Origin of the sequence: Aquitalea sp. ASV11 (assembly GCF_016429185.1) — a bacterium.
Lineage (GTDB): Bacteria > Pseudomonadota > Gammaproteobacteria > Burkholderiales > Chromobacteriaceae > Aquitalea > Aquitalea pelogenes.
Genome location: NZ_JAELUD010000003.1, coordinates 71,947 through 97,936, shown reverse-complemented (window position 1 = coordinate 97,936; position 25,990 = coordinate 71,947). Strand labels below are relative to the sequence as shown.

The following is a 25,990-nucleotide window of genomic DNA, read 5'->3' as shown; positions in this document are numbered from 1 at the left end:
TTGAACAAGATGACTACAGAAACCGTCAAATTCCGCATCTACCGTTACGATCCGGACAAGGATGCCAAGCCCTACATGCAGGACATCAGCGTGGAGCTGGATTCCACCGACCGCAAGTTGCTGGATGCGCTGACCAAGCTGAAGGTGAAGGATGACACCATCACCTTCCGTCGTTCCTGCCGCGAGGGTGTGTGTGGCTCTGACGCCATGAACATCAACGGCAAGAACGGTCTGGCCTGTCTGACCGATTTCCGCGATCTGAAACAGCCGATCGAGCTGCGTCCGCTGCCGGGCCTGCCGGTGGTACGCGACCTGATCGTCGACATGACCCAGTTCTTCAAGCAATACCACTCGATCAAGCCGTACGTGATCAACGACACGCCGCCGCCGGAACGCGAGCGCCTGCAAAGCCCGGAAGACCGTGAAGAACTCAACGGCCTGTACGAGTGCATTCTGTGCGCCTGCTGCTCCACCAGCTGCCCGTCGTTCTGGTGGAACCCGGACAAATTCGTTGGCCCGGCCGGCCTACTCGCAGCCTATCGCTTCATTGCCGATACCCGCGACACCGCCATCAACGAACGTCTGGACAACCTGGAAGATCCGTACCGTCTGTTCCGTTGCCACACCATCATGAACTGTGTCGATGTTTGCCCCAAGGGCCTGAACCCCACCAAGGCAATCGGCAAGATCAAAGACCTGATGGTCAAGCGTGCAGTATGACCGCTTACGATCCGATTGAACTCAAGCGGATCCGTTGGCGGTCCCGCCGGGGCTTGCTGGAGCTGGATCTGGTGCTGGAGCGTTTTTTTGCCCAGCGCTTCGATTCACTCTCCCCGGCGGAGATCGACGCCTACAAGCGTATTCTCGATTTGCCCGACACCGACTTCCTGGATGTGGTGAACGGCAAGGCTGACCTGGACGACCCGGAAGAAGCCGCCATCATCGAGATCCTGCGCTCGGTTTGAGTTGCAGGCTGCAGGGCCCAAAAACGATTACAACACCACAAAACTGACTGGGAGTATTGCTGTGGAAACTAACCGCAAAGTGACGCTCGCTTACAACGAGGGCAAGGACTCACTGGAAATGCCGGTACTGTCCGGCACTCTGGGTCCGGATGTCGTCGATATCCGTGCCTTCTCCAAGACCGGCATGTTCACCTTTGACCCGGGCTTCCTGGCCACCGCCAGCTGTGAGTCCGCCATCACCTTCATCGACGGTGATCTGGGTCAGCTCTACTACCGCGGCTATCCGATCGAGCAGCTGGCTGAAAAGAGCGACTATCTGGAAGTGTGCTACCTGCTGCTGAACGGCGACCTGCCGACCGCAGCCCAGCGCAAGGAATTCGAACGTGGCGTGATGCGCCACAACATGCTGCACGACCAGCTGATGAGCCTGTTCAAGGGCTTCCGTCGTGACGCACACCCGATGGCCGTGATGGTGGGTGTGGTTGGCGCGCTGTCCGCCTTCTACCACGACTCGCTGGACATCACCAATCCGGAACACCGTCGCATCTCTGCCCACCGTCTGGTGGCCAAGCTGCCGACCATCGCCGCACAAGCCTACCGCTACAACAAGGGCCTGCCGTTCTCCTACCCGAAAAACGGCCTGACCTATGCGGAAAACTTCCTGCACATGATGTTCTCCACCCCGTGTGAAGAGTACAAGGTGAACCCGGTTCTGGCCCGCGCGCTGGACCGCATCTTCACCCTGCACGCCGACCACGAGCAGAACGCTTCCACTTCCACCGTCCGTCTGGCTGGCTCCTCCGGTGCCAATCCGTTCGCATGTATCGCTGCCGGTATCGCCTGCCTGTGGGGCCCGTCCCACGGTGGCGCCAACGAAGCCGTACTGAAAATGCTGGACGAAATCGGCAGCGTGGACAACGTGGCCGACTTCATGCAGGGCGTGAAGGACAAGCGCTACAAGCTGATGGGCTTTGGCCACCGCGTGTACAAGAACATGGACCCGCGCGCCGCCATCATGAAGCAGACCTGCGACGAAGTGCTGAACGAACTGGGCCTGCACAACGATCCGAAGTTCAAGCTGGCCATGGCACTGGAAAAGATCGCCCTGGAAGACCCGTACTTCATCGAGCGCAAGCTGTACCCGAACGTCGACTTCTACTCCGGCATCGTGCTGTCTGCCATCGGCATTCCGGTTTCGATGTTCACCCCGATCTTCGCCCTGGCACGTACCGTGGGCTGGATCGCGCACTGGAGCGAGATGATCGCCGACCCGGCCATGAAGATCGGCCGTCCGCGTCAGCTGTACACCGGCGCACCGCGCCGCGACATTGTCGATATCGACAAGCGCTAATCAGGCAGTGACGAGTTGGCCGGACACGTTTCGGCCAACTTTTTACCTTGTCTTACAGAATACAGTCAGCAGTTTAACGACAGACGCCGATAGAGCGCTGCGGAAAAAACGGAGACGGATTTGCCCTGCCAAAGCCCTTCTTGCGTCTTTTCCACAACGCTTTCTCCACGCAGCAATGTAGCCAAACGTAGACACGTACGTAGATAAAACAAAGGGTCGAATAATGATGCAATCCATGTACAGTCATTCCTACCTGTTCGGTGGGAATGCACCGTTCATCGAGGAACTGTACGAACAGTACCTCGCTGATGCGAATTCGGTTCCGGCCGAATGGCGCGACTACTTCGACAAGCTGGCACAGGCACCTGGTGCCGCCGAGCGCGATGTACCGCACATGCCCATCCAGGAATCCTTCATTCAACTGGCCAAGAAACCGGCCAGCGGCCCGCGCAACACCACCGGCGGCGAATGGGAAACCATGCAGAAGCAGGTGGGCGTGCTGAAGCTGATTTCGGCCTACCGCGTACTGGGTTCCCGTCAGGCAAATCTCGACCCGCTCAAGCGTATGGACCAGGCTACCCTGCAAGAGCTGGATCCGCACAAGCACGGCCTGACCGATGCCGACATGGCGGTACAGTTCAATGTGGGTTCGCTGGTGGCACCGCAAAAGCTGCCGCTGTCCGATATCCTGTCGCGTCTGAAACAGACCTACTGCGGCAATATCGGTCTGGAATTCATGCACATCACCAAGTCGGACGAAAAGCACTGGGTACAGAAACGCTTTGAAGGCGATCTGTCCACCCCGCGCTACGATGCCGCCAAGAAAATGCGCATCCTCAAGCAGATCACCGCGGCCGAGACCCTGGAACGCTATCTGCATACCAAATACGTTGGCCAGAAACGCTTCTCGCTGGAAGGTGGCGAATCCACCATTGCTGCGCTGGACCACCTGATCCACAACGCCACTGCGGTTGGCGTGCAGGAACTGATCATCGGCATGGCCCACCGTGGCCGTCTGAATGTACTGGTGAACACCCTGGGCAAGCAGCCGCGTGACCTGTTTGCCGAATTCGAAGGCAAGGCTGCTCAGCAAATGGCCTCCGGTGACGTGAAGTACCACATGGGCTTCTCCTCCGACATCCCCACTGCCAGTGGTCCGATGCATGTGTCACTGGCGTTCAACCCGTCGCACCTGGAAATCGTCAACCCGGTGGTGGAAGGCTCGGTACGTGCCCGTCAGGACCGCCGCAAGGACAGCGAGCGCAAGTGCGCCGTGCCGGTACTGATTCACGGTGACTCCGCCTTTGGCGGCCTGGGTGTCAACCAGGGTACTTTCAACCTGTCGCAAACCCGCGGCTACGGTACCGGTGGCACCATCCACATCGTGATCAACAACCAGGTGGGTTTCACCACCTCGGACACGCGCGACATGCGTTCCACCCTGTACTGTACCGACGTGGCCAAGATGGTTGAAGCACCGATCTTCCACGTCAACGGTGATGATCCGGAAGCTGTCTGCTACGTGATGCAGGCTGCGCTGGACTACCGCATGCAGTTCAACAAGGACGTGGTCATCGATCTGGTCTGCTACCGCAAACTGGGTCACAACGAAGGTGATGATCCCTTCCTGACCCAGCCTATGATGTACAAGAAGATTGCCAAGCATCAGGGCGTACGCGCCATGTATGCCGAGCGTCTGGTACAGGAAGGCGTGCTGAAGGCAGAAGAGGCCGAAGCACTGATCCAGGCCTACCGTGATGCGCTGGACAAGGGCGAGCACGTGGAACAGACCGCGCTCACCAACTACAAGCGCGAACATGCCCTGGACTGGAGCCAGTACATGGGCACCCACTGGGCACACCCGACCGACACTTCGCTGCCGCGCGCTGACATCCAGCGCCTGACCGAGAAGTTCACCACCCTGCCGGAAGGCTTCAAGCTGCATCCCACCGTGCAAAAGGTACTGGCTGCACGCAAGGCCATGGCTGCCGGTGAACAGAATGCCGACTGGGGCATGGCCGAGACCCTGGCCTATGCAAGTCTGGTGACCAATGGTTTCGGTGTACGCCTGTCCGGTGAAGACTCCGGCCGTGGCACCTTCTCCCACCGTCACGCCGTGCTGCACGACCAGAACCGCGAACGCTGGGACCAGGGCTCCTACGTGCCGCTGCGCAATATGTCCGACAACCAGGCCGAATTCCTGGTGATCGACTCCATCCTGAACGAAGAAGCGGTACTGGCCTACGAATACGGCTACGCCTGCTCCGCACCGGATCAGTTGGTGATCTGGGAAGCCCAGTTCGGCGACTTCGCCAACGGCGCCCAGGTGGCGATTGACCAGTTCATTTCCTCCGGCGAAACCAAGTGGGGCCGTCTGTGCGGCCTCACCACCATCCTGCCGCACGGCTACGATGGCCAGGGTCCGGAACACTCCTCTGCCCGTCTGGAACGCTGGCTGCAACTGTGCGCCGAGCACAACATGCAGATCGTGATGCCGTCCGAAGCCAGCCAGATGTTCCACATGCTGCGCCGTCAGGTGCTGCGTCCGTACCGCAAGCCGCTGGTGATCTTCCTGTCCAAGCGCCTGTTGCGTTTCAAGGACTCCATGAGCCCGATCGAAGACTTCACCAACGGCAGCTTCCGCCCGGTGATCGGCGATGCCGTGGTACAGGATCCGAAGAAAGTGAAGCGTGTGGTGCTGTGTGCCGGTCAGGTGTATTACGACCTGGCAGCCGGCCGCAAGGAAAAGGGCCTGGAAGACGAAATCGCCATCGTGCGCATCGAGCAGTTGTATCCCTTCCCGACCGAGCAGGTAGCCGCCGAGCTGGCACGCTTCCCGCAAGCCAAGGAAGTGATGTGGGTGCAGGAAGAGCCGCGTAACCAGGGTGCCTGGTACCAGATCCGCCATCGCCTGGAAGGTCTGTTGATCGGCAAGCAGTTCTTGTCGTTCGCTGGTCGTCCGTCTTCTGCTTCGCCGGCCGTAGGCTACATGAGCAAGCACGTTGCCCAGCTCAAGTCCTTCGTCGAAGAAGCCATGACGATTGCCAAGTAAGTACACGCCAACACAACGATTACACTGACGGGGGCGGCAGGATGACCGCCCCGCTCTGGAGAAGAACATGATTATTGAAGTCAAAGTCCCCCAACTGCCCGAGTCCGTTTCCGAAGCCACGCTGATGAGCTGGCACAAGAAAGCTGGCGATTTCGTCAATCGCGACGAAAACGTCATCGACCTGGAAACCGACAAGGTTGTGCTGGAACTGCCGGCACCGCAGGCTGGCGTGATTGTTGAAATCATCAAACAGGACGGCGCTACCGTGGTTTCCGGTCAGCTGATCGCCCGCATCGATACCGCCGCCAAGGCTGGCGATGCCCCGGCTGCCGTAGCTGCTGCCCCGGCTGCTGCCGCTCCGGCTCCGGTACAGGCTGCTCCGGCTGCTGCACCGGGTGGCGCTGCCATGCCGTCCGCTGCCAAGCTGGCTGCCGAAACCGGCGTGAACCTGGCCAACGTGACCGGCACCGGCCGTGATGGTCGTGTCCTGAAAGAAGACGTACAGGCTGCTGCCGCTGCACCGTCGCAAGCCGGCCCGGTACTGGCGCACGCTGGCAATGCTGGTGCTGCCCTGGCAGCCACCCCGGCTGCCGTGAACGTGGCTGCCGTACTGGGCGACCGTCCGGAACAGAGCGTGCCGATGTCCCGCCTGCGTCAGCGCGTGGCAGAGCGTCTGGTGATGAGCCAGCAGACCAACGCCATCCTCACCACCTTCAACGAAGTGAACATGAAGCCGCTGATGGATCTGCGCGCGCGCTACAAGGACAAGTTCGAGAAGGAACACGGCGTGAAGCTGGGCTTCATGGGCTTCTTCGTCAAGGCCGTGGTGGCCGCACTGAAGAAATACCCCATCGTCAATGCTTCCGTTGATGGCAACAACATCATTTATCACGGTTACTTCGACATCGGTGTGGCCGTTGGCAGCCCGCGTGGCCTGGTGGTTCCGGTCATCCGCAATGCCGACCAGCTGAGCCTGGCCGAAATCGAAAAACAGATCGCCGACTTCGGCAAGCGCGCCCAGGAAGGCAAGCTGACCGTGGAAGAACTGACCGGTGGTACTTACACCATCTCCAACGGCGGTACTTTCGGTTCCATGATGTCCACCCCCATCATCAACCCGCCGCAATCTGCCATTCTGGGCATGCACGCCACCAAGGAGCGCGCAGTGGTTGAGAATGGTCAAGTTGTCGTGCGCCCGATGATGTACCTTGCCCAGTCGTACGACCACCGCATCATCGATGGTCGCGAAGCGGTACTGAGCCTGGTGGCCATCAAGGACGCCATTGAAGATCCGGCCCGCCTGATCCTGGACCTGTAATACCGGGTCTGTAATGTCTGTTGGCCGCAAGCTCGCTTGCGGCCACTTTGAATAATGTGAACGGAGAAATGATGATTTTGCCTGACTGGCTGTATGCGGTAGCTTCCATCCTGGCTGGGGTCGCCATTGCGGTACTGACTTGGAAGAAGCAGCAACGCGGCATTCGCGAAGACCGTTACACCCTGGTGGGAAAGCTCATCATTGCCGTGTTCATGATTGCTTTCGGGATCTTGCTGTTCAAGGTCGGCAAATCCTGATCAAGGAAAATCAATGAGCCAACAGTTTGATGTAGTTGTGATCGGTGGCGGCCCTGGCGGTTATGTGGCTGCCATTCGTGCTGCCCAGCTGGGTTTCAATACCGCTTGCGTCGATGCGTTCAAAAACCCGGAAGGCAAGCCTTCGCTGGGTGGTACCTGCCTGAACGTGGGTTGCATCCCGTCCAAGGCACTGCTGCAGTCCTCGGAAAACTTCCACGCGGTACAACACGACTTTGCCAAGCACGGCATCACCGTGTCCGGTGCCAAGATGGACGTGGCCGCCATGCTGGAACGCAAGACCGGCATCATCAGCAAGAACGCTGCCGGTATCAGCTTCCTGTTCAAGAAGAACAAGGTTGCCAACATCCACGGTCTGGCTGCTCTCAAGGGCCGTCAGGGCGACAAGTGGCTGATCGAAGTCACCGACAACGGCGCAGTGGTTGATACGCTGGAAGCCACCAATGTCATCATCGCCACCGGTTCCAGCCCGCGTCAGCTGCCGGGCCTGGCCACCGACAACCACATGGTGCTGGACAATGAAGGTGCCCTGGCGCTGACCGCCGTACCGAAACGCCTGGGCGTGATCGGTGCCGGTGTGATCGGTCTGGAAATGGGTAGCGTGTGGAAGCGTCTGGGCGCGGAAGTGACCATCCTGGAAGCCGCACCGACCTTCCTGGCCGCTGCCGACCAGCAAATCGCCAAGGAAGCCTTCAAGACCCTGACCAAGGACACCGGTCTGGACATCAAGCTGGGCGTGAAGATTGGCGAAATCAAGGCCACCAAGAAGCACGTTACCGTCAACTACGAGCTGAACGGTGAAGCCGTTGCCGCCGAATTTGACAAGCTGATCGTCTCCATCGGCCGCGTGCCGAACACCGCCGGTCTGGGTGCCGAGGCCGTTGGCCTGCAACTGGACGAGCGTGGCTTTGTTGCCGTGGACGACCACTGCCACACCAATCTGCCGGGCATCTGGGCGATTGGCGACGTGGTGCGTGGCCCGATGCTGGCGCACAAGGCTTCCGAAGAAGGCGTGGCCGTGGCAGAACGCATTGCCGGCCAGAAGCCGCACGTCGATTTCGGCGTGATTCCGTGGGTGATTTACACCTCGCCGGAAATCGCCTGGGTGGGCAAGACCGAAGAGCAGCTCAAGGCTGAAGGCATCGAATACAAGAAGGGCACCTCCGGTTTCGCCGCCAACGGTCGCGCGCTGGGTCTGGGTCAGGCGCAGGGTACGGTCAAGATCCTGGCCGATGCCAAGACCGACCGCATCCTTGGCCTGCACATGATCGGCCCGATGGTGTCCGAACTGGTGACCGAAGGCGTGGTATCGATGGAATTCAAGGCCGCCAGCGAAGACCTGGCGCGCATTGTCCACGCACACCCCAGCCTGTCGGAAGTGGTACACGAAGCTGCACTGGCTGCTGACAAGCGCGCATTGCACGGCTAAGTGCTGCGGGGCCGTGTACAATGACACGGCCCCATGAATCTGCCCGGTAACTGTCGGGCAGATTTGCAAAGAGGGTATGGGAGCAGGGGCTGCCGCGAGAACAGTTCCGCCCCGATACATTAGGGTTGAGGAAGCGACCAAGGAATAGAGACGTTGGCCAGACAGGGCCCGCCATCATTTCCACCGAAAGGAAACCATAGATGAACCTGCACGAATACCAAGCGAAAGAGCTGCTGGCCAAATACGGCTTGCCGGTACAAAAGGGCATTCTGGCCACCACGCCGGAAGAAGCCGCTGCCGCTTATGACCAACTGGGCGGCAAGTTTGCCGTCGTCAAGGCCCAGGTACATGCCGGTGGCCGTGGCAAGGCCGGTGGTGTCAAAGTGGTAAAGACCCGCGAAGAAGCCGCTGAAGTCGCCAAGAGCCTGATCGGCACCAACCTGGTGACCTATCAGACCGACGCAGCCGGCCAGCCGGTCAACAGCGTATTGGTATGCGAAGACATGTACCCGGTACAGCGCGAACTGTACCTGGGCGCCGTAGTGGACCGTGGCAGCCAGCGCGTTGTGTTCATGGTGTCCACCGAAGGCGGTGTGGAAATCGAAAAAGTAGCCGAAGAAACCCCGGAAAAGATCATCAAGATCGAAATCAACCCGCTGGTCGGCATGCAGCCGTTCCAGGCGCGTGATGCCGCGTTTGCCCTGGGTCTGTCCGGTTCGCAAATCGCTGCCTTCAGCAAGCTGATGCTGGGCGCTTACCAGGCTTTCGTGGAAAACGACTTCGCCCTGTTCGAAGTAAACCCGCTGGCACTGCGTGAAAACGGCGAACTGGCCTGCGTTGATGGCAAGATCAACCTGGACTCCAACGCCCTGTACCGTCACCCGGCCCTGCTGGCCCAGCGCGACAAGTCGCAGGAAAACGAGCGCGAAGTGAAAGCTTCCGAATTCGACCTGAACTACGTTGCCCTGGAAGGCAATATCGGCTGCATGGTGAACGGTGCCGGCCTGGCCATGGCCACCATGGACATCATCAAGCTGAAGGGTGGCCAGCCGGCCAACTTCCTGGACGTGGGTGGTGGTGCCACCAAGGACCGCGTGATCGAAGCCTTCAAGCTGATCCTGGCCGATGATTCGGTCAAGGGCGTGCTGATCAACATCTTCGGCGGCATTGTACGTTGCGACATGATTGCCGAAGCCATCATCGCCGCGGTGAAGGAAGTGAACGTGACCGTGCCGGTTGTTGTGCGCCTGGAAGGCAACAACGCCGAGCTGGGCGCCAAGATTCTGGACGAATCCGGCCTGAAGCTGGTTTCCGCCCAGGGCCTGAACGACGCAGCCGAGAAGATCGTTGCTGCCGTTGCTGCGCTTTAATCACCTGCACCGCATAAGGATTTCAAAATGAGCGTATTGGTAAACAAAGACACCAAAGTGCTGGTGCAAGGTTTCACCGGCAAGAATGGTACCTTCCACGCCGAACAGGCGCTGAAGGTTGGCACCAAGGTTGTGGGTGGCGTGACCCCGGGCAAGGGCGGTTCCGAGCATCTGGGCCTGCCGGTGTTCAACACCATGAAGGACGCTGTGCGTCAAACCCAGGCGGATGCTTCGGTTATCTACGTACCGGCCGCTTTTGCCAAGGATTCCATCCTGGAAGCCATCGACAGCGGCGTGAAGCTGATTGTCTGCATCACCGAAGGCGTGCCCACCCTGGACATGCTGTACGTGAAAAAAGCCGTGGACGAAGCCGGCATCCGCCTGATCGGCCCGAACTGCCCGGGTATCATCACCCCGGGTGAGTGCAAGATCGGCATCATGCCGTGGCACATCCACAATCCGGGCCGCATCGGTATCGTTTCCCGTTCCGGCACCCTGACCTACGAAGCCGTGGCACAAACCACTGCCCTGGGTCTGGGTCAGTCCACCTGCATCGGTATCGGCGGCGACCCGATCCCGGGTACCAGCCACATCGACGCCCTGAAGCTGTTCCAGGACGATCCGGATACCGACGCCATCGTGATGATCGGTGAAATCGGTGGCACCGCAGAAGAAGAAGCTGCTGAATTTGCCAAGGCCTACGTGACCAAGCCGGTAGTCGGCTACATCGCCGGTGTGACTGCTCCCAAGGGCAAGCGCATGGGCCACGCCGGTGCCATCATCTCTGGCGGCAAGGGTACTGCCGAAGAGAAGTTCAAGGCCTTCGAGAAGGCTGGCATCGCCTACACCCGCAGCCCGGCCGAAATCGGCAAGACCATGTTCGAACTGCTGAAGTCCAAGGGCATGATCTGATCGCAGGTTTCACTTGCTGCAGCAAAAACGCCACCTTCGGGTGGCGTTTTTTTATGTGCCAGCCCGCAATGGACGCATGGCTGCCAGGATGATGCAGTTTATGGTAGAACTGCAAGGTCGCTGGTTGGTCCGAAGAAACTGGCGACAGCTGAATGAGAAGAGGAAAAACCATGCGCTACTGGCTTTGTCTGCTGGTGCTTGCCACCAGCGCCTGCAGCAGTTTCCCCACCCGAGAGGGGTATGCACAGAAGGTGTATTACTGGCAGGGCAAGGATGCCAATACCTTGTTGGCGCAATGGGGTGCACCCAGCAAGAGCATGACCATGCCCAATGGCAATACGCTGTATACCTACAGCAAGTCCTATACCCAGCAGCAACCGTATTTTGACAACCGCCGCTTCGAGCCGGGCAGCCGCTTTACCGTGACGGAAAACGGCCAGAGCCGGGTGATCGAAACGCCGGGGCGCTGGGTTTACGATGGCAGCATCGGTGGTGGCGTCATGCACTACAGCTGTACCACCAATTTCGTGGTGAATGCCCAGACCCAGCTGATCGAATCCGTCAGCTTTGACGGCAACGACTGCGTGGCCGCCCCCCGGCAGTAATTTGCCTATGGCAGCTTCCATTCCCCCTTACTGCTGAACGGCAGGCTGGCAATGCCTTGCAAGTCCTCCAGCCGGCCTTGCAGCTGGTATTCCAGTTTGCCATCGCCCTGCAATGCCTTGCCCAGCTGCTTCAGCCAGCTGCCCAGCGAGGTATGCACCCTGACCTTGATTTCGCTTTCGCCCAGCGCGGCCACATTGATGGCCTGATTGCTTACCCCGCTGGCCATGTGCTGGCCGGCTACGCTCAGGTCAAAACTGAGCCCGCTGGCATGCAATGGCACGCTGTTGGGGTTCTGCAAACGCAGGGTAAGGTCGAAATTCTGCTCCAGCAGGGTAGATGCCGCCGGGCGGATATCCACCAGGCTGACTTGCGGCTTTTTCAGTCCAAAGGTGCCGCAGCCTGTCAGCCACAGGCAAAGCAACAGGGTGAGCAGTCCTGCCAGTCCATGGCGTTTCATTGCAATCCTCCCAGTACATCCTGCGTGACGGCGATCCAGGCGCGGGCCGCATGGGACAGATAGCCGCCTTGCTGCCAGATCAAGGCCAGATGCCAGATCAGCCAGGGGTTGGAAACCGGAATCACGTCGTATTCCTTCCGGTCCAGCCGTTCTACCACCGAACGGGGTAGCAGGGTGACGCCCAGTCGTGCATTTACCAGTTCGACAATGAAATCCCAGTGTGCGCTGCGCCCGACAATGTTCAGCGGCTTGCCCATTTCACGGAAGGCGTGGCTGATGCGGCTGGACAAGGTGAAGTCTTCCGGGTACAGCACAAAGTTCTGATCGGCAATTTCCGGCAGGGTAATGGACGAGCGTCCATGCCAGGGCGAACCGGCCGGTGCAATCAGGCACAGCGGGTCGCGCACCACGGCAAATTGCTGAAAGAAACTGTTGTCCACCGGCAGTACGGCAACGCCGATTTCCAGTTCGCCACTGCGTACGCTGTTTTCAATGGCCAGTGCACCGTCTTCCACCATCTTCAGCTCGATGCCTGGGTAGCGTTCGCGAAAGGCACCCACTACCGGGGCGAAAAACGCCACACCCACCATGGGCGGCAGGCCAACCACCAGTTCGCCACGGGTGAGGCCGGCCAGGTCATTCAGTTCGTTCTTCAGCTGGTTCATGGCGGACAGCACATCCATGCCGCGCTCGAACGCCACCTTGCCGGCATCACTCAGCCGGAAGCTGCGACCTTCCCGGATGATCAGCGGTGTACCCAGCTCTTCTTCCAGCTGCTTCACCATTTTGCTGATGGTGGGCTGGGTGACAAACAGTGCATCGGCAGCCTTGGTAAAGCTGTGACGTTTCACCACTTCCACAAAGTAACGCAAGGCGCGAATGTCCATGATCAATTCCATTTAAGAATGAGTCAGATAATTTTAATTCATTTTTTGAATGAAATGGGCGCGACTATACTCGGTACTCGTTGCTGCTGATGGAGCGAGCGCACCATGAAACGCCTGTCCGACCCTGCCGTAAAGCAAAGCCTGGCCACTGTATTGCAAGTGCTGATGCTCTGCCTGGTGTGGCTGCTGGCCAGTCGCCTGAGCCACGCTTATGTGCCGGAAATTCCGGCTGGTGTGCTGGGCATGTTCCTGGTGCTGGCTGCACTTGCCCTGGGCTGGTTGCCACTGGCCTGGTGCAAGAGCGGGGCTCGCTGGCTGTTGGCCGAAATGTTGCTGTTTTTCATTCCGGCTACCGTTGCCGTGGTGCAGTACCCGCAACTGATGGGCAGCATCGGCCTGCGCATTGTGCTGGTGATCCTGTTGTCTACCGTACTGGTGATGACCGTGACTTCGCTGGTGGTGGATGCAGGTTACAAATTCGAAATCATGCTGAAACGTCGCAAACGACAGCATGGAGTGTTGTGAGATGGAAAACCTGCTGGCATTTGGCTGTCTGGTGTTGACGCTGGTGTTGTACTGGCTGGCAAAGAAGCTGTATCGCCGCACGGGTAACTGGTGGACCGCACCGTTGTTGGCGGTTCCCTTGCTGGTGATTGGTGCGGTGGTGGTGGGGCATATTCCTTACCACACCTACTTTCAGGATACGCACTGGCTGAGCTGGTTGCTTGGCCCGGCAACGGTGGCATTTGCCATTCCGATTTACGAGCAGCGCCAAGTGATACGCAAGCATGCGCTGTCGCTGAGCTGCGGGGTGCTGGTTGCCATGCCGGTGGCCGTGATGAGTTCGGTATGGCTGGCGCGCGCTTTCGGTTTGTCCGAGCTGTTGCAGAAAAGCCTGGCGCCACGGTCCATCAGTACACCGTTTGCCATGGCCACGGCATCGAGTATTGGTGCTCCGCCGGACCTGACCGCGGTGTTTGTGGTGATTACCGGTGTGGCCGGCATGTTGCTGGGTGAACTGATGCTGATGCTGTTGCCCTTGCGTTCACGACTGGCCAAGGGGGCTTTGCTGGGTGCTGCCGCACATGGTGCCGGTACTGCCAAGGCCAACGAGCTGGGTGCCGAAGAAGGTGTGGTGGCCAGCCTGACCATGATGCTGGGTGGTATTGCCACGGTGTTTGCCGCCCCACTGATTGCCTGGTTTGTGTAATGCGGGCCGGATTGAAGATTTCTCTGTAGTAAGCCCATGCCATCGGGAGTGGTGTGTGGTGTCTCTCCTCTTGTTGTCCTCCCAAAACGAGCGTTGTTCGGGCTGACCCTATCCGGTCAGCCCATTTTTTTTGTCGCGCGGGGATGGAGCGAATCAGGCAAAGGTATCGATGCTGCTGCCCTTGCTGCTGTCCGGCTTGCCGCTCAAGGCAGCAAAAATGGCCTTGGTGGTGGCGATGGCAGGGTTGTTCTGTGCAGCCTGCAGTTGCTGCTGTTGCTGCTTGTCGATCTGGCTTTGTGCTTCGCGCGCCATCTGCTCAGCTTCGGCTGCAACGGCGCGGTCCTGCCCGGAAGGGTCTACCGGCGCCAGGGCGGCTGCAGCCACCTGTCTGGCATTGGCCAGGGTTTCCTGCGGGCTTTGCCCGCTGGCCAGCCGGATGCTGACTTCCCCGCCGATGGCATACTGCTTGCCGTCCGGCCCTTCCTGATAACTGTAATTGGCACCACCGCTGACCAGTGCGCCACCCGCTGCCATATGCGCCTGCTCGTGCTGGCGGACATCGCTATCACGCGCGCGCAGTTCATCCAGTTGCTTTTGTTGGTCCGGAGTGAGGGTACTGCCCTGGTAAATGGCAGAAGGGGAAGGGGTGCTTACGCCCGGCACTGGCGTGGCAATCGACGCCATGCGCGCAGCAGTGCAAGCCGCACAGGTGCAATTGGGCCCGTGTTGCGACAGTGTGCTGATGCCATAGCCTGAGCTGGCATTGATGGACGATAGACTCATGATACGCATGATCCGGATTCACTTCATTCTAGTGCAGTACTTGCCTTAATGCATTGAATGCAAACAGCTATTCTTGCAATTTCAACTTTCGTGGCTGGCAGAAACGCACTGTGGGCAGGTGCTGCGGCAAGCGCTGTGGCCGGATCGCCCGCGACAGCCTGCGAGGACTGCGGCAGAATGAGGCCTGTTCGCGTTCTCTGGCTTTATCGGCCGGATGAGCATTCTTGCCGCAGCAGGCCGCCGCGCCTTGCGGTCATGATGAATTTCAGGAAATCCACAGCATGCAACAACAGGTAAATCAGGAAAACCAGCGTGAACTGGTGATGTCGGTATTGATGATGCCGGATATGGCCAACTTCTCCGGCAATGTCCATGGCGGCGTGCTGCTGAAACTGTTGGACCAGGTGGCCTATGCCTGTGCCAGCCGCTATGCCGGCTGCTATGTGGTGACCTTGTCGGTGGATCAGGTGTTGTTCAAGCAGCCCATCCATGTGGGCGAGCTGGTGACCTTCATGGCCAGCGTGAATCATGTGGGGCGCACCTCGATGGAAATCGGCATCAAGGTGGTGGCAGAAGACATCCAGCAGCGCTCGGTGCGCCATACCAATAGCTGCTATTTCACCATGGTGGCGTTTGAAAACGGCAAGGCAGTGGCCGTGCCGCCCTTGAGCCTGGAAACGGATGAACAGAAAAAGCGCTTCCGCGACGCGGAAATCCGCAAGAAATTGCGCATGGAAGCACAGCAAAAAACCAGCGATCCGTGCTGAACGCGTAGAATCGCCGCCTTGTTCATTCCTCCAGGTGTCATCCCATGTTTAGCCTGCTGTACAGCGACCCGCGCTTTTATCTGATCAACAAGCATGCCGGTGTGAGTTTTCACCGCGAAGGGGAGGAAGACGGCTTGCTGGACGCGGTGCGTGCGGGTTTGAGTGACGACGCAGTATGGCCGGTCCACCGCCTGGACCGGGTGACTTCCGGCCTGATTCTGCTGGCCCGTTCCAGTCAGGTGGCCAGCCAGTTTGGCAGCGCCTTTGCCGACCATGCGGTGGAGAAATACTATCTGGCGCTGTCGGACCGCAAACCGCAAAAGAAGCAGGGCCTGATCAAGGGCGATATGGAAAAGGGCCGGGGTGGCGCATGGCGCTTGCTTCCTGCCGTGCAGAATCCGGCCATTACCCAGTTCTTCAGCTTCTCGGTACAGCCGGGTTTGCGCCTGTTCCTGTTGCGGCCACACAGTGGCAAGACCCACCAGCTGCGCGTGGCGATGAAGTCGCAATCCGCCCCGATTCTGGGCGATGTCCTGTATGGCGGCAGCCCGGCAGACCGGGCTTATCTGCACGCCTATGCCTTGCGCTTCATGCTGGATGGCGAGGCTTTCAGTTTTGTCTGTCCGCCAGACCATGGAACCGAGTTTGTGAGCGAGGCACTGCACACCTGCCTGCAACGCGAAGCCAGCGCACCGTGGGCGCTGGCCTGGCCGAAAATCTAGTGTTGGAACCTTCCCAGGGTTATTCCGGCCTGCTGGCAATCATCGGCAAAGGCCTGACTGGAGAGATGGCGGTATTCCACCGCGCGCGCAGCGGCAATCGGGTCGCTGGCATCGCTGGCCGGCAGGCCGGGGTGACACATCATCAGCCCGCCATCGGGGCAGCTGTTCAGCCATTGCCGCATCAGCCCGGCAAAACCGGCTTCCGGCTGTAAGGCATACAGGCCGGCAAACCACTGATTGCAGTGCAGGCCTTTTTGCTCGGCAGTAGAGGCAAAACCACGGCATACCTGTTGCAACACCAGCGCTTTCAGACGGCTGTCACCCGGGTGACCCAGACGCTCCGGCGCGCGCAGATAGGGTTTGCTGTTTGCAGTCCAGCGCAGGGCGATGGCGTCGAACAGGGCGTCGCGTACCACCGGCAAGGCATGCACATGCTGATGGCCGTCGATGAAGTCCGGCAAGCGCCCCAGCTGCTGGCTGAACAGGTCGATCTGTCGCAGCAGGCTGTCGCGCAGGGCGGTGCGAGACAGACAGCGTAACTGGCTGAGCAGCAGCCAGTGCGACAAGGGCTTGATCAGCTGCGGCCCATTGGCAAAGTCGTGGGTGAGATTGAAATGCAGGCCGATGTCGGCTTGTTGTTCCAGCTCGCGCAAAGGGGCTGCCAGCGCGGGCCAGTGCGGGGACTGTGTCATCACGCTGGTGGCGGACAGCCGACCTGTCTGCAGCAGCGCAACAATGCCCTGGCTGATGGCAGGCGATTGGGCATAGTCATCGGCACACAAGGTCAGGCGGCGCGGCGTCATGCAGCTTGCTCCTTGTCGGCAAAGGCCCACAACTTGCTGAAGACAAAGGTGAACACGGCTACCGTGGCCAGGACGATCAGCAAGGACAGACGGTAATCCAGCGGGGTGAAGCGCAGCAGCACGAAGTACATGGCTTCATTCAAGGCAAAGCTCAGGCAGGCCACCATGAAAAAGCGTGGCAGCGCCTGACGGTGCGGTACGTGCGCGGCCTCGAATGTCTTGTGCCTATGCCCCCAGTAGCTCACCTGGAATGCCAGCAGGAAAGCCAGGATATTGGCCAGCAAGGGCGGTAGGCCCACTGGCACCAGAACCACGGCCACCAGCAGAAAATGCACCAGCATGGCACTGATGCCGATGATGCCAAACCACAGCAGCTCACGGTTCATTGCTGGTCCTGTGTACTGCGGCTGACGCGGCTGACCAGGTAAATCGGACGCTGCTTCACTTCGCTGAAAATCCGGCCGATATATTCACCCAGAATGCCGATGGACAGCAGCTGGACCCCACCCAGAAAAGACACGGCCACCGCCAGGGTGGGCCAGCCGGGCTGGTCGTTGCCGAACAGCAGGGTGTGCAGCAGTTCCCACGAAGCATACAGGATGGACGCCAGCGAGATGGCGCTGCCAATCAGCGTCCACATGCGCAAGGGCACATTGGAAAACGCAGTGAGGCCGGTCAGCCCCAGGTTCAGCAGGCTGAAGAAGTTGAAGCTGCTTTTGCCCGCCCGGCGCTCTTCGGTATGCGTTTCCACCGGTAGCTGGGTAAAGCCCACCCAGTTGTACAGGCCTTTCATGAAGCGGTTGCGCTCCGGCATCTGGCGCAGCGCGTCCAGCACACAGCGGTCCATCACGCGGAAGTCCTGGGTGTTTTCCGGAATCTTGTGGCGTGCACCGCTGTTGAGCAGGGTGTAGAACACGCGGGTGAACAGGCGTTTGCCCAGGGTTTCCGTGTCACGACTGGAGCGCACGCTGTACACCATGTCGTAGCCGGCACGCCACTGGCGCAGGAATTCCGGCACCATGGCCGGCGGATGCTGGAAGTCGCTATCGATCAGCACGGCCACATCGCCGTGGGCGTGGTCGATGCCGGCAGTCAGTGCCAGTTCCTTGCCGAAATTGCGCGACAGCTGGATCAGCGTCACTGGCAGCAGGTCGATCTGGCTCATGACCTGTTCCACCGTGTTGTCGCGGCTGCCGTCATCCACCACGATCAGCTCGTGGCGAAACCCTGCTTCAGTCAGCAAACCATGCAGGGTTTGCAGCATGGGGACGATGTTTTCGCTCTCGTTGTAGGCCGGCAAGATGCAGCTGACCAGCGGGTCGGCCGGTCGTGCAGCCGCCCGTTGTTGCAAGAGGAACGGTGGGACGAAGGCGCTAGGTGGCGTAGTGGTCATCGGCGTCTCCTTGTTATTCATGGCGTTGATCCGCTGGCTTGTTCGCGCAGCAGCAGCATCTGGTCCTTCATCACGGTAAAGCTGGCAATCGGCTTGAAGCGCTGCTTGATATCGGCAGGCAGGCTGGGCAGGTCGCGCTGCTCGGTAACAATGAAATGGCTGTGACCTTCTGTCAGCAACTGGCGCAGAACCTGCGGCTGTTGCGTGGTCTTGACCTTGCCTTCGCTGTAGAACTCGGCGGAGAACTCACGGCGGCTATCCCAGAAAACCAGCGTGCTGCCCGCTGCCGGTTGCTGTTGTTGCCAGGCAGCAATCACCAGCTGTTGCGTGCGGAAGTAACGCTGTCCCTGCGTCCATTGCAGTGCAACGGCCAGCAGCAACAATACGCCGGACACCATGGCAAGCCAGGGCAGGCTGCTGCCTTGCTGCGGCTGGCGGCAGCCTTGCCACAAGGTGGCAAACAGCAAGGCACAACCCGGCAGCATGGGCAGCGGATAAGGGAAGATGATATTGCCGGAAATGGTAAAGAACAGCAGCGTCATCAGGCTCCACAGCAAGACATACAAGCGCCAGCCATCGGTATCGGCACTGCGCTTCAGCATGTTTTTGCCATGACGTGCCAGCCAGACCAGCATGGCCAGCGACCAGGGGAAAATGGCCCCCAGCCAGTACAGCCAGATCATGCCGCGCGGGGTGGCATGGGCATAGCCGTATTTGTCACCCTTCCAGCCCGGGTCGAGGAAGCGGCTGACATGCTCGCCCATGATGAAGTAATTGAGGAAGCCTGGCGTGCGGTATTCCGCCAGCAGATACCAGGGCAGGGCGATGGCCAGCATCAGCAGGCTGCCGCTGATCCAGGGCAGGCGTTGCCACATGGTTTTCCAGCCATTGCGCAGCAATACCCAGAAGAATATCGGCATGCCAACCAGTACAATCGCCAGCGGCCCCTTGGCCAGCAGGCCAAGCCCCAGGCCGGCAAAAAACAGATAGCCCCAGCGGGTGCCGCGCCCCTGCATGGCATGCCAGAACGACAACTGGGACAAGGCGACGCAGAACATCAGCGACGGGTCGGTCATCACGGTGCCGGCTGCTGCGAAAAACAGCAGGCTGCCAGCCAGAATCAGTGCTGCAGCCAGTCCGGCTTCACGTCCCAGCCGTTGCCGGGCGGCATCGGCCACCAGCCACAGCACTGCGATGGACAGCAGCAAGGCGGGCAGTCGGGCCGCCAGCGGATTGACGCCGAACAAGCCCATGCTGGCGGCGGAAGTCCAGGTGGACAGCGGCGGCTTGGCCCAGAATGGAATGCCATAGTCGTGCCACAAGGTTACCCAGTTGCCGGTTTCCAGCATCTTGCGGGCAATTTCCGCATAGCGGGCTTCGGTGGTGTCGGTCAGCGGAATGGCCCACATTGCCAGCAGACGAATCAGCAGCAAAGCGGCCAGAACATAAACGGCAAGGCGTTGCCATTGTGTGTGGGAGGACGGTTTCATGAAGTCCGGTGAGCACGCTTTGGGCGGCTGGGCAAAGTCGAAAAAAACCCGCACAGCTTACCATGCCAGCCTTGTTTTAGTCTTAAGCACCCGCCAGGCCACATGCAAAACGCCGCCCTTGGGCGGCGCTGCTGTCTGGCAGGGTGCGCTGGCTTATTGCAGGCCGTGCATCATCTTTTTCAGTTTGCTGGACAGCAGGAACAGGATCAGTGCGCCAATACCGGCCATGACCACAAACACCATGAAGAAGTCATGCAGATTGTTGATGGCGTAACCCAACAAATGCGGGGCAGGCTTGGCCGGGTCCGGGTACAGCTCGGACAGGGTGCCAGCCAGCTTGTTGGCAGCGGCATTGGAGAGGAACCAGATGCCCATCATCAGGCTGGTAAAGCGTGCCGGTGACAGCTTTACCACCAGCGACAGGCCGATTGGCGACAGACACAGTTCACCAAAGGTGTGCAGCACATACAGGCTGACCAGCCACAGCATGCTGACCTTGACGCCAGGTTCCAGCCCATCCACCCCGAATGCGATGACCAGATAGCCAATGGCCAGGAACAACAGGCCCAGCGCCATCTTTACCGGCGAGGCCGGCTCGCGGCCTTGCTTGCCAAGCCAGGTCCACAGCATGGCAAACAGCGGGGCAAAAATGACCACCGAAATCGGATTGACGGACTGGAAGTAGGAGGCAGGAACGGTAAAGCCCAGCAAATTGCGGTTGGTCTGCTCTTCGGCAAAGAAGGTCAGCGAGGCACCGGCCTGCTCGAAGGCCGACCAGAAGAAGATCACAAAGGCCGAGACAATCAGGATGACGGCCAGGCGTTCCTTTTCCACCCGCGTCAGCGGCGCATGGACCACCTTTTCACCACTGGCGTGATGGCGCTGCGGTGCCAGCCCGATGGGCTTGCCCTCCGGGGTCACCAGATATTTGTGCTTGAACAGGCTGAAAACCAGCAGGCTGAACAGCATGCCGCAGCCAGCCGCCAGGAAGCCCCATTTGAAGTCATCCGGATTGCCGGTATCACCCAGGGTGCCGCAAATGAGCGGGGCGATCAGCGAGCCGGCATTGATGCCCATGTAGAAAATGGTAAAGGCCGAATCCACCCGTTTGTCGTCCGGTGCATAAAGCTGACCCACCATGGAGGAAATATTGGGTTTGAACAGACCATTGCCGGCAATCAGCAGGCCAAGGCCGGCATACAGCAAGCTGGAAGCCAGCGGCACATTGCTGGCATGCAGGCTGCCGGAACAGAACAGCAGGAACTGGCCACACGCCATCAGGACGCCGCCGGTCAGGATGGAGCGGCGATTCCCCCAGTAGCGGTCTGCAATGTAGCCGCCAATCAGGGGCGTGAGATAAACCAGGCCGGTATAGCTGCCATAGATGTCAGCGGCGTGTGCCTTGTCAAACATCAGGGCCTTGATCATGAACAGGACAAAAATGGCGCGCATGCCGTAGTAGCTGAAGCGCTCCCACATCTCGGTGACAAAGAGCAGATACAGCCCTTTGGGATGGGATTGGGTGGTCATAGACATTCCTTGTGCAGCTTGGGATGCCATCTGTCGATGGCTTGTTGTGATATTTTATTGCTTGCTATTTCAAGCAGGCGGCGATAGTAGCGACATAATCACTCTCTGTGGAGTGTTTGTGCTGCATATTTTGCATGTTGTGCAGTATAAGAGAAAATTGATATTCATGGTTTGATATGCGGCAAGTATTTCAATGGAAAGGGAATTTTCCTGTTGCTTGTTGGTTTGAAGACGATGGTTTCCACTATCGGGCTGTGGTAAATCGCGCAAAACGCTACAGCCTTGCGCATGGTGGAACCGGGGCTGACAGACTAAAGGCAGAGCTGTGCTGATGGTGCTGACACAAGGACATGGAAAGCTGTGCCGGGAGAGGGTAGTGCTGTGTTGGCGTGGCATCACGGTCACACTGGATTGACTGTCTGGATGGATGGTTGACAATTTTCTTGCGATGAAAACTGCCAAGAGGTAATCTGGCCGCGCCATCCGGCAATGATTTTTACTAAGGTGTTTCACATGAACACGTTGGCAAGCTTGACCCGGACGGCTGCCAACCATGGTAGCCTGCCCAAAAACTGGTTTACCCTCGACATCGTGCTGGCCTACGACTTTCCCCGTCGCTGATCTCCCTCTGTAGCCGCATCACGGCTGCATTCTGCTGCATTCATTTTTCTATCTGAATCACATCTCTGGCTTTGTCGCGCCGGGCGTTCTTGCGCCTGCTACGGCTGCTGCACGCCTGCCCGCTGGCCAGAGCAAGGGAGTATTACGCATGGCACGACGCATTCCTGAACCGTTCCGCATCAAAATGGTGGAACCCATCAAGCAAACCACCCCGGAATACCGCCAGCAGGCGCTGGCAGACGCGGGCTGGAACCCCTTTTTGCTACGCGGTGAAGATGTCTACATCGACCTGCTGACCGACAGTGGCACCGGTGCCATGTCCGACCGCCAGTGGGCCGGCCTGATGATGGGTGACGAAGCCTATGCCGGCAGCCGCAACTACTTTCATCTGGCGGATACGGTCAAGCAGCTGTTTGCCTACGAACACACCATCCCCACCCATCAGGGACGTGGTGCGGAGCAAATCCTGTTCCCGGAGCTGGTGAAACGCTGCCGTGGCGATCAGCCGGTGTTCATCTCCAACTATCACTTTGACACCACCAAGGCACACGTCGAGATCGCCGGTGCACGTGCCATCAATGTGCTGACGCCCAAGGCGCTGGATACCGAGGCGGCCTATGACTGGAAGGGTGATTTCGATCTGGAGCGGCTGGCTGATGTCATTGCCAGTGCCGGTGCCCAGAACGTGGCTGGTCTCATCATTACCATCACCTGCAACAGCGCAGGCGGACAGCCGGTGTCCCTGCCCAATATCCGTGCTGCCAGCCAGCTGGCACGTCAGCATGGCATTCCGGTGATCATCGATGCTGCCCGCTTTGCTGAAAATGCCTGGTTCATCCAGCAGCGCGACCCGGATTACGCCAAGCACAGCATTGAAGAAATCGTGCTGGAAATGTTCAGTCATGGCGACATGCTGACCATGTCGGCCAAGAAGGACGGCCTGGTGAATATTGGTGGCCTGTGCTGCTTCAAGGAGGATGTCGATCTTTTCCGTGCGGTACAGGTACGTTGCGTACCGATGGAAGGCTTTGTCACCTATGGCGGCCTGGCTGGACGTGATATGGAGGCCTTGGCCATCGGCTTGAAAGAAGGGCTGGATCCGGCTTATCTGACCTACCGTATCAGCCAGGTGGAGTATCTGGGCGAGCGTTTGCGTGCCGGTGGCGTTCCCATCCAGTATCCGACGGGCGGACATGCCGTGTTTGTCGATGCCAAGCGCCTGTTGCCGCATATTCCTGCCGAGCAGTTCCCTGCGCATGCGCTGGCTTGCGCGCTCTATCTGGAAGGCGGGGTGCGCGGTGTGGAAATCGGCTCCCTGCTGCTGGGGCGCAACCCGCAAACCGGCGAACAGGAACCGTCGCCGCTGGAATTGCTGCGGCTGACCATTCCGCGCCGGGTCTATACCAACGACCACATGGACTACATTGCCGATTGCCTGATCGAAGTGAAAGCTCGGGCTGCCAGTATCACCGGCCTTGGCTTTGAATACGAGCCACCCATCCTGCGTCACTTCACCGCCCGTCTCAAGCCCTTGGCCTGAGGTTTGTTGCAATGAAAATGGCTGCCATCGGGCAGCCATTTTTTTGTGTTACGGCGGGCTGTCTTACTTGATCAACTCGACCGGAATCACGGCCGCTTCCGTGCCGAAGGCATTGATGCGGCTGGTGTTCTGCAGGCGCAGTTCACCATCGACATACACCTGGGCCTGCACGCTGTAGCTGCCGCTGGCCTGAATGGCCTGCTTGTCGTAGCAAAGCGAGTAGCTCACCGGGAAGGCTTTGGGTTTTTCCAGAGTCTGTTCGGCCAGCAGGCGCGCCGGCGCATCTGCCTGTTTGCCATCATCCAGCAGGCGAACCCGAACCAGCGTGGTGGCCAGTGGCAGGTTGGCTGCAGTGGCCAGCGCCACCTTGCCGTTCAGGTACTGCGGCTGATACGCCTGGCTGGCACAGCCTGTCAGGCCGAGTGCCAGTGCAAGAAGGGCAGTGCTACGCAGGTGCAGGTGCATCAGTCCACAGCCTCCAGCTTGGGTTGACCCAGCATGATCACCGGACCTTGTTCCGGCTTCCATTCACCCTGCACGCGCCACTGGTTGCCTTTGTCTTCCAGCTGCACATACCAGTGGTTGGCCTTCACCAGTTCCTTGCTGAAGTTGCCGCTGTACTGATTGGCCGCCAGCTTGCGCAGGTCGGCCGTCACGTCATAGTCGTCCTGGGCCGGATGCACCAGCTTCAGGCTCAGCGTGTCGGGCAAAGGCTGCTTGCTGGTGGTGTTGACCGTGACGGTATGACCATCGCTGCTGAGCATGACCTGGGCGGTAATGCCCAGGGCAGCTGCCGCAGTGTTGCGGCGCAATTCCATATTGATGGCCTTGCCCTTGTTGTAATAGTCGTCCGTCACCAGGCCATCATCGGTCTTCAGCGCGGTGGTGATGTAGCAGCTGCCCACGATGACTGCGGCGAGCGGAAAGCTGATCAGAAACCACACCCAGGGTTCTTTATACCAGGGGCGGGATACGGGGGTGTCCAGTTGCATGACTTACTCTCCGATGAAGCTGGATTTTTCTTCCACATGCAGTACCGGGGTGCTGACGGTTTCCACCTTGAAGTGGATCTCGTGACTGCCCTTGGTGGCTACTTGCGGGTCGGCTTGAACGCGCACGCCAAAGCTTTCGGTTTCGGTTGCCTTGACCTTGATCTGCTTGCTGTCGGTTTCCAGTTTCAGATCAGGCATGCCGTCCACCGAGATTTTAAACTCCTGATCGCGTTCTGTGGTGTTGATGATCTTGATGGTATAGGCATTTTCCAGCATGCCAGCGTCGGTTTCCTTCACCAGCGAGGCGCGATCACGCAGGATGTCCACCTTGAACGGCTTGCGCATCGCCAGCGAACCCAGTGCGGCACCCAGTACAATCAGCAGTACCACGGTATACATGATCACCCGCGGGCGGCGCAGATGCTTGATGATTTCGCTTTCCGGATACTTGCCTTCCAGCGCGTTTTCCGTGGTGTAGCGGATCAGGCCACGCGGATAGCCCACCTTGTCCATTACCTCGTCACAGGCGTCGATACAGGCTGCACAGCCGATGCATTCGTATTGCAGGCCGTTACGGATATCAATGCCTACCGGGCAAACCTGTACACAGATGCCACAGTTGACGCAGGAACCCAGGCCCTGTTCCTTGAAATCCACGCCTTTCTTGCGTGCGCCGCGCGGTTCTCCGCGTGCTTCATCGTAAGAAATGATCAGGGTGTCGGCATCAAACATCACGCTCTGGAAGCGGGCATACGGGCACATGTATTTGCATACCTGTTCGCGCATGAAGCCAGCCAGCAGGTAGGTAAAACCGGCGTAGAAGAAAATCCAGAAGCTTTCCCACGGGCCGTAGTCGAAAGTCGGCATCGCCTTGACCAGATCGCGGATCGGGGTGAAATAGCCGACCAGCGAGAAACCGGTCCACAGACAGAACACAATCATCAGGCCGTGCTTGGTCAGTTTCAGCCGCGCCTTGCGCAAGCTCATCGGCTCCTTGTCCAGCTTGATGCGCTTGTTGCGGTCGCCTTCCACCAGCTGTTCGATCCACAGCATGACTTCGGTATAGACCGTTTGCGGACAGGAATAACCACACCACAGACGCCCGGCAATGGTGGTCCAGACAAACAGGCCGAACGCGCAGCTCATCAGCAGTGCCGCCAGATAGACAAAGTCCTGCGGCCAGATGGTCAGTCCAAAAATATAGAACTTGCGGTTAACCATGTCGAAAAACACCGCTTGCCGGCCATTCCAGGTCAGCCATGGCAGACCCAGGAAAACCAGCTGAGTGCCCAGGACAAACAGAATACGCCAGTTATTGAAGATGCCCTTGACGCTACGCGGGTAGATCTTCTTTTGTGCCTCGTACAAGGACACGGTTTCGGAACCGGCTTTGGGAGAGGGGGGGGTGTGTTCTACTTTGACCGGGATATCTTTTAACGAATCAGACATGGTGTGTTCCTGAAGAGGATTTCGCAAAGTACACCTGGGTGATGGACTTTGCACAAGCATCTTGCAAG

Annotated in this window: 26 protein-coding genes; 15 read left to right on the top strand and 11 right to left on the bottom strand. The window is 59.0% G+C overall.

The window, feature by feature from the left end:
- Nucleotides 1-9 precede the first annotated feature (9 nt).
- The 10 genes from JHD62_RS02335 to JHD62_RS02290 all read left to right on the top strand — a co-directional run bounded on the left by JHD62_RS02335 (nt 10) and on the right by JHD62_RS02290 (nt 11,277).
- Nucleotides 10-720: a succinate dehydrogenase iron-sulfur subunit gene (locus JHD62_RS02335; RefSeq protein ID WP_045845610.1), complete on the top strand. Its 711-nt coding sequence runs from the start codon at nt 10-12 to the stop codon at nt 718-720.
- A complete protein-coding gene (locus JHD62_RS02330; RefSeq protein ID WP_045845611.1) occupies nt 717-965 on the top strand; it encodes a succinate dehydrogenase assembly factor 2 in 249 nt (82 codons plus the stop codon). Before JHD62_RS02335 ends, JHD62_RS02330 begins: the two co-directional genes overlap by 4 nt.
- A 61-nt stretch (nt 966-1,026) precedes the next feature.
- A complete protein-coding gene (gene gltA / locus JHD62_RS02325) occupies nt 1,027-2,316 on the top strand; it encodes a citrate synthase (protein ID WP_199101602.1) in 1,290 nt (429 codons plus the stop codon).
- 223 nt (nt 2,317-2,539) lie between these two features.
- Complete coding sequence (locus JHD62_RS02320; protein ID WP_199101601.1) at nt 2,540-5,368, top strand: 2-oxoglutarate dehydrogenase E1 component; 2,829 nt, start codon at nt 2,540-2,542, stop codon at nt 5,366-5,368.
- A gap of 67 nt (nt 5,369-5,435) precedes the next feature.
- Entirely contained in the window at nt 5,436-6,686 is a 1,251-nt protein-coding gene (odhB, locus tag JHD62_RS02315; RefSeq protein WP_199101600.1) for a 2-oxoglutarate dehydrogenase complex dihydrolipoyllysine-residue succinyltransferase, read from the top strand.
- 71 nt (nt 6,687-6,757) lie between these two features.
- Nucleotides 6,758-6,943 carry a hypothetical protein gene (locus tag JHD62_RS02310; protein ID WP_045845614.1) on the top strand — a complete coding sequence of 62 codons (186 nt, stop codon included), beginning with the start codon at nt 6,758-6,760 and terminating at the stop codon, nt 6,941-6,943.
- Between the two features lie 13 nt (nt 6,944-6,956).
- Nucleotides 6,957-8,390: a dihydrolipoyl dehydrogenase gene (lpdA, locus tag JHD62_RS02305; protein ID WP_045845615.1), complete on the top strand. Its 1,434-nt coding sequence runs from the start codon at nt 6,957-6,959 to the stop codon at nt 8,388-8,390.
- A gap of 200 nt (nt 8,391-8,590) precedes the next feature.
- Nucleotides 8,591-9,760 (top strand): ADP-forming succinate--CoA ligase subunit beta, encoded by a 1,170-nt coding sequence (gene sucC / locus JHD62_RS02300; RefSeq protein ID WP_045845616.1) that lies wholly within the window; start codon nt 8,591-8,593, stop codon nt 9,758-9,760.
- Between the two features lie 27 nt (nt 9,761-9,787).
- Nucleotides 9,788-10,672, top strand: a complete 885-nt coding sequence (gene sucD / locus JHD62_RS02295; RefSeq protein WP_045845617.1) for a succinate--CoA ligase subunit alpha — start codon at nt 9,788-9,790, stop codon at nt 10,670-10,672.
- A gap of 170 nt (nt 10,673-10,842) precedes the next feature.
- A complete protein-coding gene (locus JHD62_RS02290) occupies nt 10,843-11,277 on the top strand; it encodes a hypothetical protein (protein WP_045845618.1) in 435 nt (144 codons plus the stop codon).
- A 5-nt stretch (nt 11,278-11,282) separates the two neighbouring features.
- Here JHD62_RS02290 and JHD62_RS02285 read toward each other — a convergent pair whose 3' ends face one another.
- Complete coding sequence (locus JHD62_RS02285) at nt 11,283-11,735, bottom strand: LEA type 2 family protein (RefSeq protein ID WP_199101599.1); 453 nt, start codon at nt 11,733-11,735, stop codon at nt 11,283-11,285.
- A complete protein-coding gene (locus JHD62_RS02280) occupies nt 11,732-12,622 on the bottom strand; it encodes a LysR family transcriptional regulator (protein ID WP_045845738.1) in 891 nt (296 codons plus the stop codon). Before JHD62_RS02280 ends, JHD62_RS02285 begins: the two co-directional genes overlap by 4 nt.
- Nucleotides 12,623-12,727: 105 nt before the next feature.
- Here JHD62_RS02280 and JHD62_RS02275 point away from each other — a divergent pair, with 105 nt between their 5' ends.
- Together JHD62_RS02275 and JHD62_RS02270 are read left to right on the top strand one after the other, a co-directional pair.
- Nucleotides 12,728-13,147: a CidA/LrgA family protein gene (locus JHD62_RS02275; protein ID WP_045845620.1), complete on the top strand. Its 420-nt coding sequence runs from the start codon at nt 12,728-12,730 to the stop codon at nt 13,145-13,147.
- A 1-nt stretch (nt 13,148) separates the two neighbouring features.
- On the top strand, nt 13,149-13,832 hold the full coding sequence (locus tag JHD62_RS02270) for an LrgB family protein (protein ID WP_233160536.1): 684 nt from the start codon (nt 13,149-13,151) through the stop codon (nt 13,830-13,832).
- Between the two features lie 153 nt (nt 13,833-13,985).
- Here JHD62_RS02270 and JHD62_RS02265 read toward each other — a convergent pair whose 3' ends face one another.
- Nucleotides 13,986-14,615, bottom strand: a complete 630-nt coding sequence (locus JHD62_RS02265) for a putative metalloprotease CJM1_0395 family protein (protein WP_197077117.1) — start codon at nt 14,613-14,615, stop codon at nt 13,986-13,988.
- Between the two features lie 281 nt (nt 14,616-14,896).
- Between JHD62_RS02265 and JHD62_RS02260 the strand changes: the two genes are divergently transcribed.
- Entirely contained in the window at nt 14,897-15,382 is a 486-nt protein-coding gene (locus JHD62_RS02260; RefSeq protein WP_045845740.1) for an acyl-CoA thioesterase, read from the top strand.
- 44 nt (nt 15,383-15,426) lie between these two features.
- Complete coding sequence (locus JHD62_RS02255; RefSeq protein ID WP_199101598.1) at nt 15,427-16,104, top strand: TIGR01621 family pseudouridine synthase; 678 nt, start codon at nt 15,427-15,429, stop codon at nt 16,102-16,104.
- On the opposite strand, the gene JHD62_RS02250 is transcribed toward JHD62_RS02255, so the two are convergent.
- The 5 genes from JHD62_RS02250 to JHD62_RS02230 form a co-directional block, all read right to left on the bottom strand.
- A complete protein-coding gene (locus JHD62_RS02250) occupies nt 16,101-16,907 on the bottom strand; it encodes a ChbG/HpnK family deacetylase (protein ID WP_199101597.1) in 807 nt (268 codons plus the stop codon). The genes JHD62_RS02255 and JHD62_RS02250 overlap by 4 nt on opposite strands.
- Complete coding sequence (locus tag JHD62_RS02245; protein WP_199101596.1) at nt 16,904-17,293, bottom strand: GtrA family protein; 390 nt, start codon at nt 17,291-17,293, stop codon at nt 16,904-16,906. Before JHD62_RS02245 ends, JHD62_RS02250 begins: the two co-directional genes overlap by 4 nt.
- Entirely contained in the window at nt 17,290-18,321 is a 1,032-nt protein-coding gene (locus tag JHD62_RS02240; protein ID WP_233160534.1) for a glycosyltransferase family 2 protein, read from the bottom strand. The genes JHD62_RS02245 and JHD62_RS02240 overlap by 4 nt, the downstream gene beginning before the upstream one ends.
- Entirely contained in the window at nt 18,318-19,790 is a 1,473-nt protein-coding gene (locus JHD62_RS02235) for a glycosyltransferase family 39 protein (RefSeq protein WP_199101595.1), read from the bottom strand. Before JHD62_RS02235 ends, JHD62_RS02240 begins: the two co-directional genes overlap by 4 nt.
- A gap of 153 nt (nt 19,791-19,943) precedes the next feature.
- On the bottom strand, nt 19,944-21,320 hold the full coding sequence (locus tag JHD62_RS02230) for a peptide MFS transporter (protein WP_167552785.1): 1,377 nt from the start codon (nt 21,318-21,320) through the stop codon (nt 19,944-19,946).
- 769 nt (nt 21,321-22,089) lie between these two features.
- Between JHD62_RS02230 and JHD62_RS02225 the strand changes: the two genes are divergently transcribed.
- Entirely contained in the window at nt 22,090-23,481 is a 1,392-nt protein-coding gene (locus JHD62_RS02225; protein WP_199101594.1) for a tryptophanase, read from the top strand.
- 63 nt (nt 23,482-23,544) lie between these two features.
- On the opposite strand, the gene JHD62_RS02220 is transcribed toward JHD62_RS02225, so the two are convergent.
- From JHD62_RS02220 to ccoG, 3 genes are read right to left on the bottom strand one after another with little or no spacing between them, the layout of a single operon-like run.
- Nucleotides 23,545-23,946 carry a YbaY family lipoprotein gene (locus tag JHD62_RS02220; RefSeq protein ID WP_045845627.1) on the bottom strand — a complete coding sequence of 134 codons (402 nt, stop codon included), beginning with the start codon at nt 23,944-23,946 and terminating at the stop codon, nt 23,545-23,547.
- The gene (locus tag JHD62_RS02215) at nt 23,946-24,473 is read right to left on the bottom strand and encodes a FixH family protein (protein WP_199101593.1); all 528 of its coding nucleotides are present in this window, start codon (nt 24,471-24,473) and stop codon (nt 23,946-23,948) included. Before JHD62_RS02215 ends, JHD62_RS02220 begins: the two co-directional genes overlap by 1 nt.
- Nucleotides 24,474-24,476: 3 nt before the next feature.
- Complete coding sequence (gene ccoG / locus JHD62_RS02210; protein ID WP_199101592.1) at nt 24,477-25,922, bottom strand: cytochrome c oxidase accessory protein CcoG; 1,446 nt, start codon at nt 25,920-25,922, stop codon at nt 24,477-24,479.
- Nucleotides 25,923-25,990: the final 68 nt, after the last annotated feature.

Excerpts from the sequence above, each read along its gene's own strand:
- JHD62_RS02335 (WP_045845610.1), top strand. The coding sequence starts at position 10 with ATGACTACAGAAACCGTCAAATTCCGCATCTACCGTTACGATCCGGAC.
- JHD62_RS02330 (WP_045845611.1), top strand. The coding sequence starts at position 717 with ATGACCGCTTACGATCCGATTGAACTCAAGCGGATCCGTTGGCGGTCC.
- JHD62_RS02320 (WP_199101601.1), top strand. The coding sequence starts at position 2,540 with ATGATGCAATCCATGTACAGTCATTCCTACCTGTTCGGTGGGAATGCA.
- odhB (WP_199101600.1), top strand. The coding sequence starts at position 5,436 with ATGATTATTGAAGTCAAAGTCCCCCAACTGCCCGAGTCCGTTTCCGAA.
- JHD62_RS02310 (WP_045845614.1), top strand. The coding sequence starts at position 6,758 with ATGATTTTGCCTGACTGGCTGTATGCGGTAGCTTCCATCCTGGCTGGG.
- lpdA (WP_045845615.1), top strand. The coding sequence starts at position 6,957 with ATGAGCCAACAGTTTGATGTAGTTGTGATCGGTGGCGGCCCTGGCGGT.
- sucC (WP_045845616.1), top strand. The coding sequence starts at position 8,591 with ATGAACCTGCACGAATACCAAGCGAAAGAGCTGCTGGCCAAATACGGC.
- sucD (WP_045845617.1), top strand. The coding sequence starts at position 9,788 with ATGAGCGTATTGGTAAACAAAGACACCAAAGTGCTGGTGCAAGGTTTC.
- JHD62_RS02290 (WP_045845618.1), top strand. The coding sequence starts at position 10,843 with ATGCGCTACTGGCTTTGTCTGCTGGTGCTTGCCACCAGCGCCTGCAGC.
- JHD62_RS02285 (WP_199101599.1), bottom strand. The coding sequence starts at position 11,735 with ATGAAACGCCATGGACTGGCAGGACTGCTCACCCTGTTGCTTTGCCTG.
- JHD62_RS02280 (WP_045845738.1), bottom strand. The coding sequence starts at position 12,622 with ATGGACATTCGCGCCTTGCGTTACTTTGTGGAAGTGGTGAAACGTCAC.
- JHD62_RS02275 (WP_045845620.1), top strand. The coding sequence starts at position 12,728 with ATGAAACGCCTGTCCGACCCTGCCGTAAAGCAAAGCCTGGCCACTGTA.
- JHD62_RS02270 (WP_233160536.1), top strand. The coding sequence starts at position 13,149 with ATGGAAAACCTGCTGGCATTTGGCTGTCTGGTGTTGACGCTGGTGTTG.
- JHD62_RS02265 (WP_197077117.1), bottom strand. The coding sequence starts at position 14,615 with ATGAGTCTATCGTCCATCAATGCCAGCTCAGGCTATGGCATCAGCACA.
- JHD62_RS02260 (WP_045845740.1), top strand. The coding sequence starts at position 14,897 with ATGCAACAACAGGTAAATCAGGAAAACCAGCGTGAACTGGTGATGTCG.
- JHD62_RS02255 (WP_199101598.1), top strand. The coding sequence starts at position 15,427 with ATGTTTAGCCTGCTGTACAGCGACCCGCGCTTTTATCTGATCAACAAG.
- JHD62_RS02250 (WP_199101597.1), bottom strand. The coding sequence starts at position 16,907 with ATGACGCCGCGCCGCCTGACCTTGTGTGCCGATGACTATGCCCAATCG.
- JHD62_RS02245 (WP_199101596.1), bottom strand. The coding sequence starts at position 17,293 with ATGAACCGTGAGCTGCTGTGGTTTGGCATCATCGGCATCAGTGCCATG.
- JHD62_RS02240 (WP_233160534.1), bottom strand. The coding sequence starts at position 18,321 with ATGAATAACAAGGAGACGCCGATGACCACTACGCCACCTAGCGCCTTC.
- JHD62_RS02235 (WP_199101595.1), bottom strand. The coding sequence starts at position 19,790 with ATGAAACCGTCCTCCCACACACAATGGCAACGCCTTGCCGTTTATGTT.
- JHD62_RS02230 (WP_167552785.1), bottom strand. The coding sequence starts at position 21,320 with ATGACCACCCAATCCCATCCCAAAGGGCTGTATCTGCTCTTTGTCACC.
- JHD62_RS02225 (WP_199101594.1), top strand. The coding sequence starts at position 22,090 with ATGGCACGACGCATTCCTGAACCGTTCCGCATCAAAATGGTGGAACCC.
- JHD62_RS02220 (WP_045845627.1), bottom strand. The coding sequence starts at position 23,946 with ATGCACCTGCACCTGCGTAGCACTGCCCTTCTTGCACTGGCACTCGGC.
- JHD62_RS02215 (WP_199101593.1), bottom strand. The coding sequence starts at position 24,473 with ATGCAACTGGACACCCCCGTATCCCGCCCCTGGTATAAAGAACCCTGG.
- ccoG (WP_199101592.1), bottom strand. The coding sequence starts at position 25,922 with ATGTCTGATTCGTTAAAAGATATCCCGGTCAAAGTAGAACACACCCCC.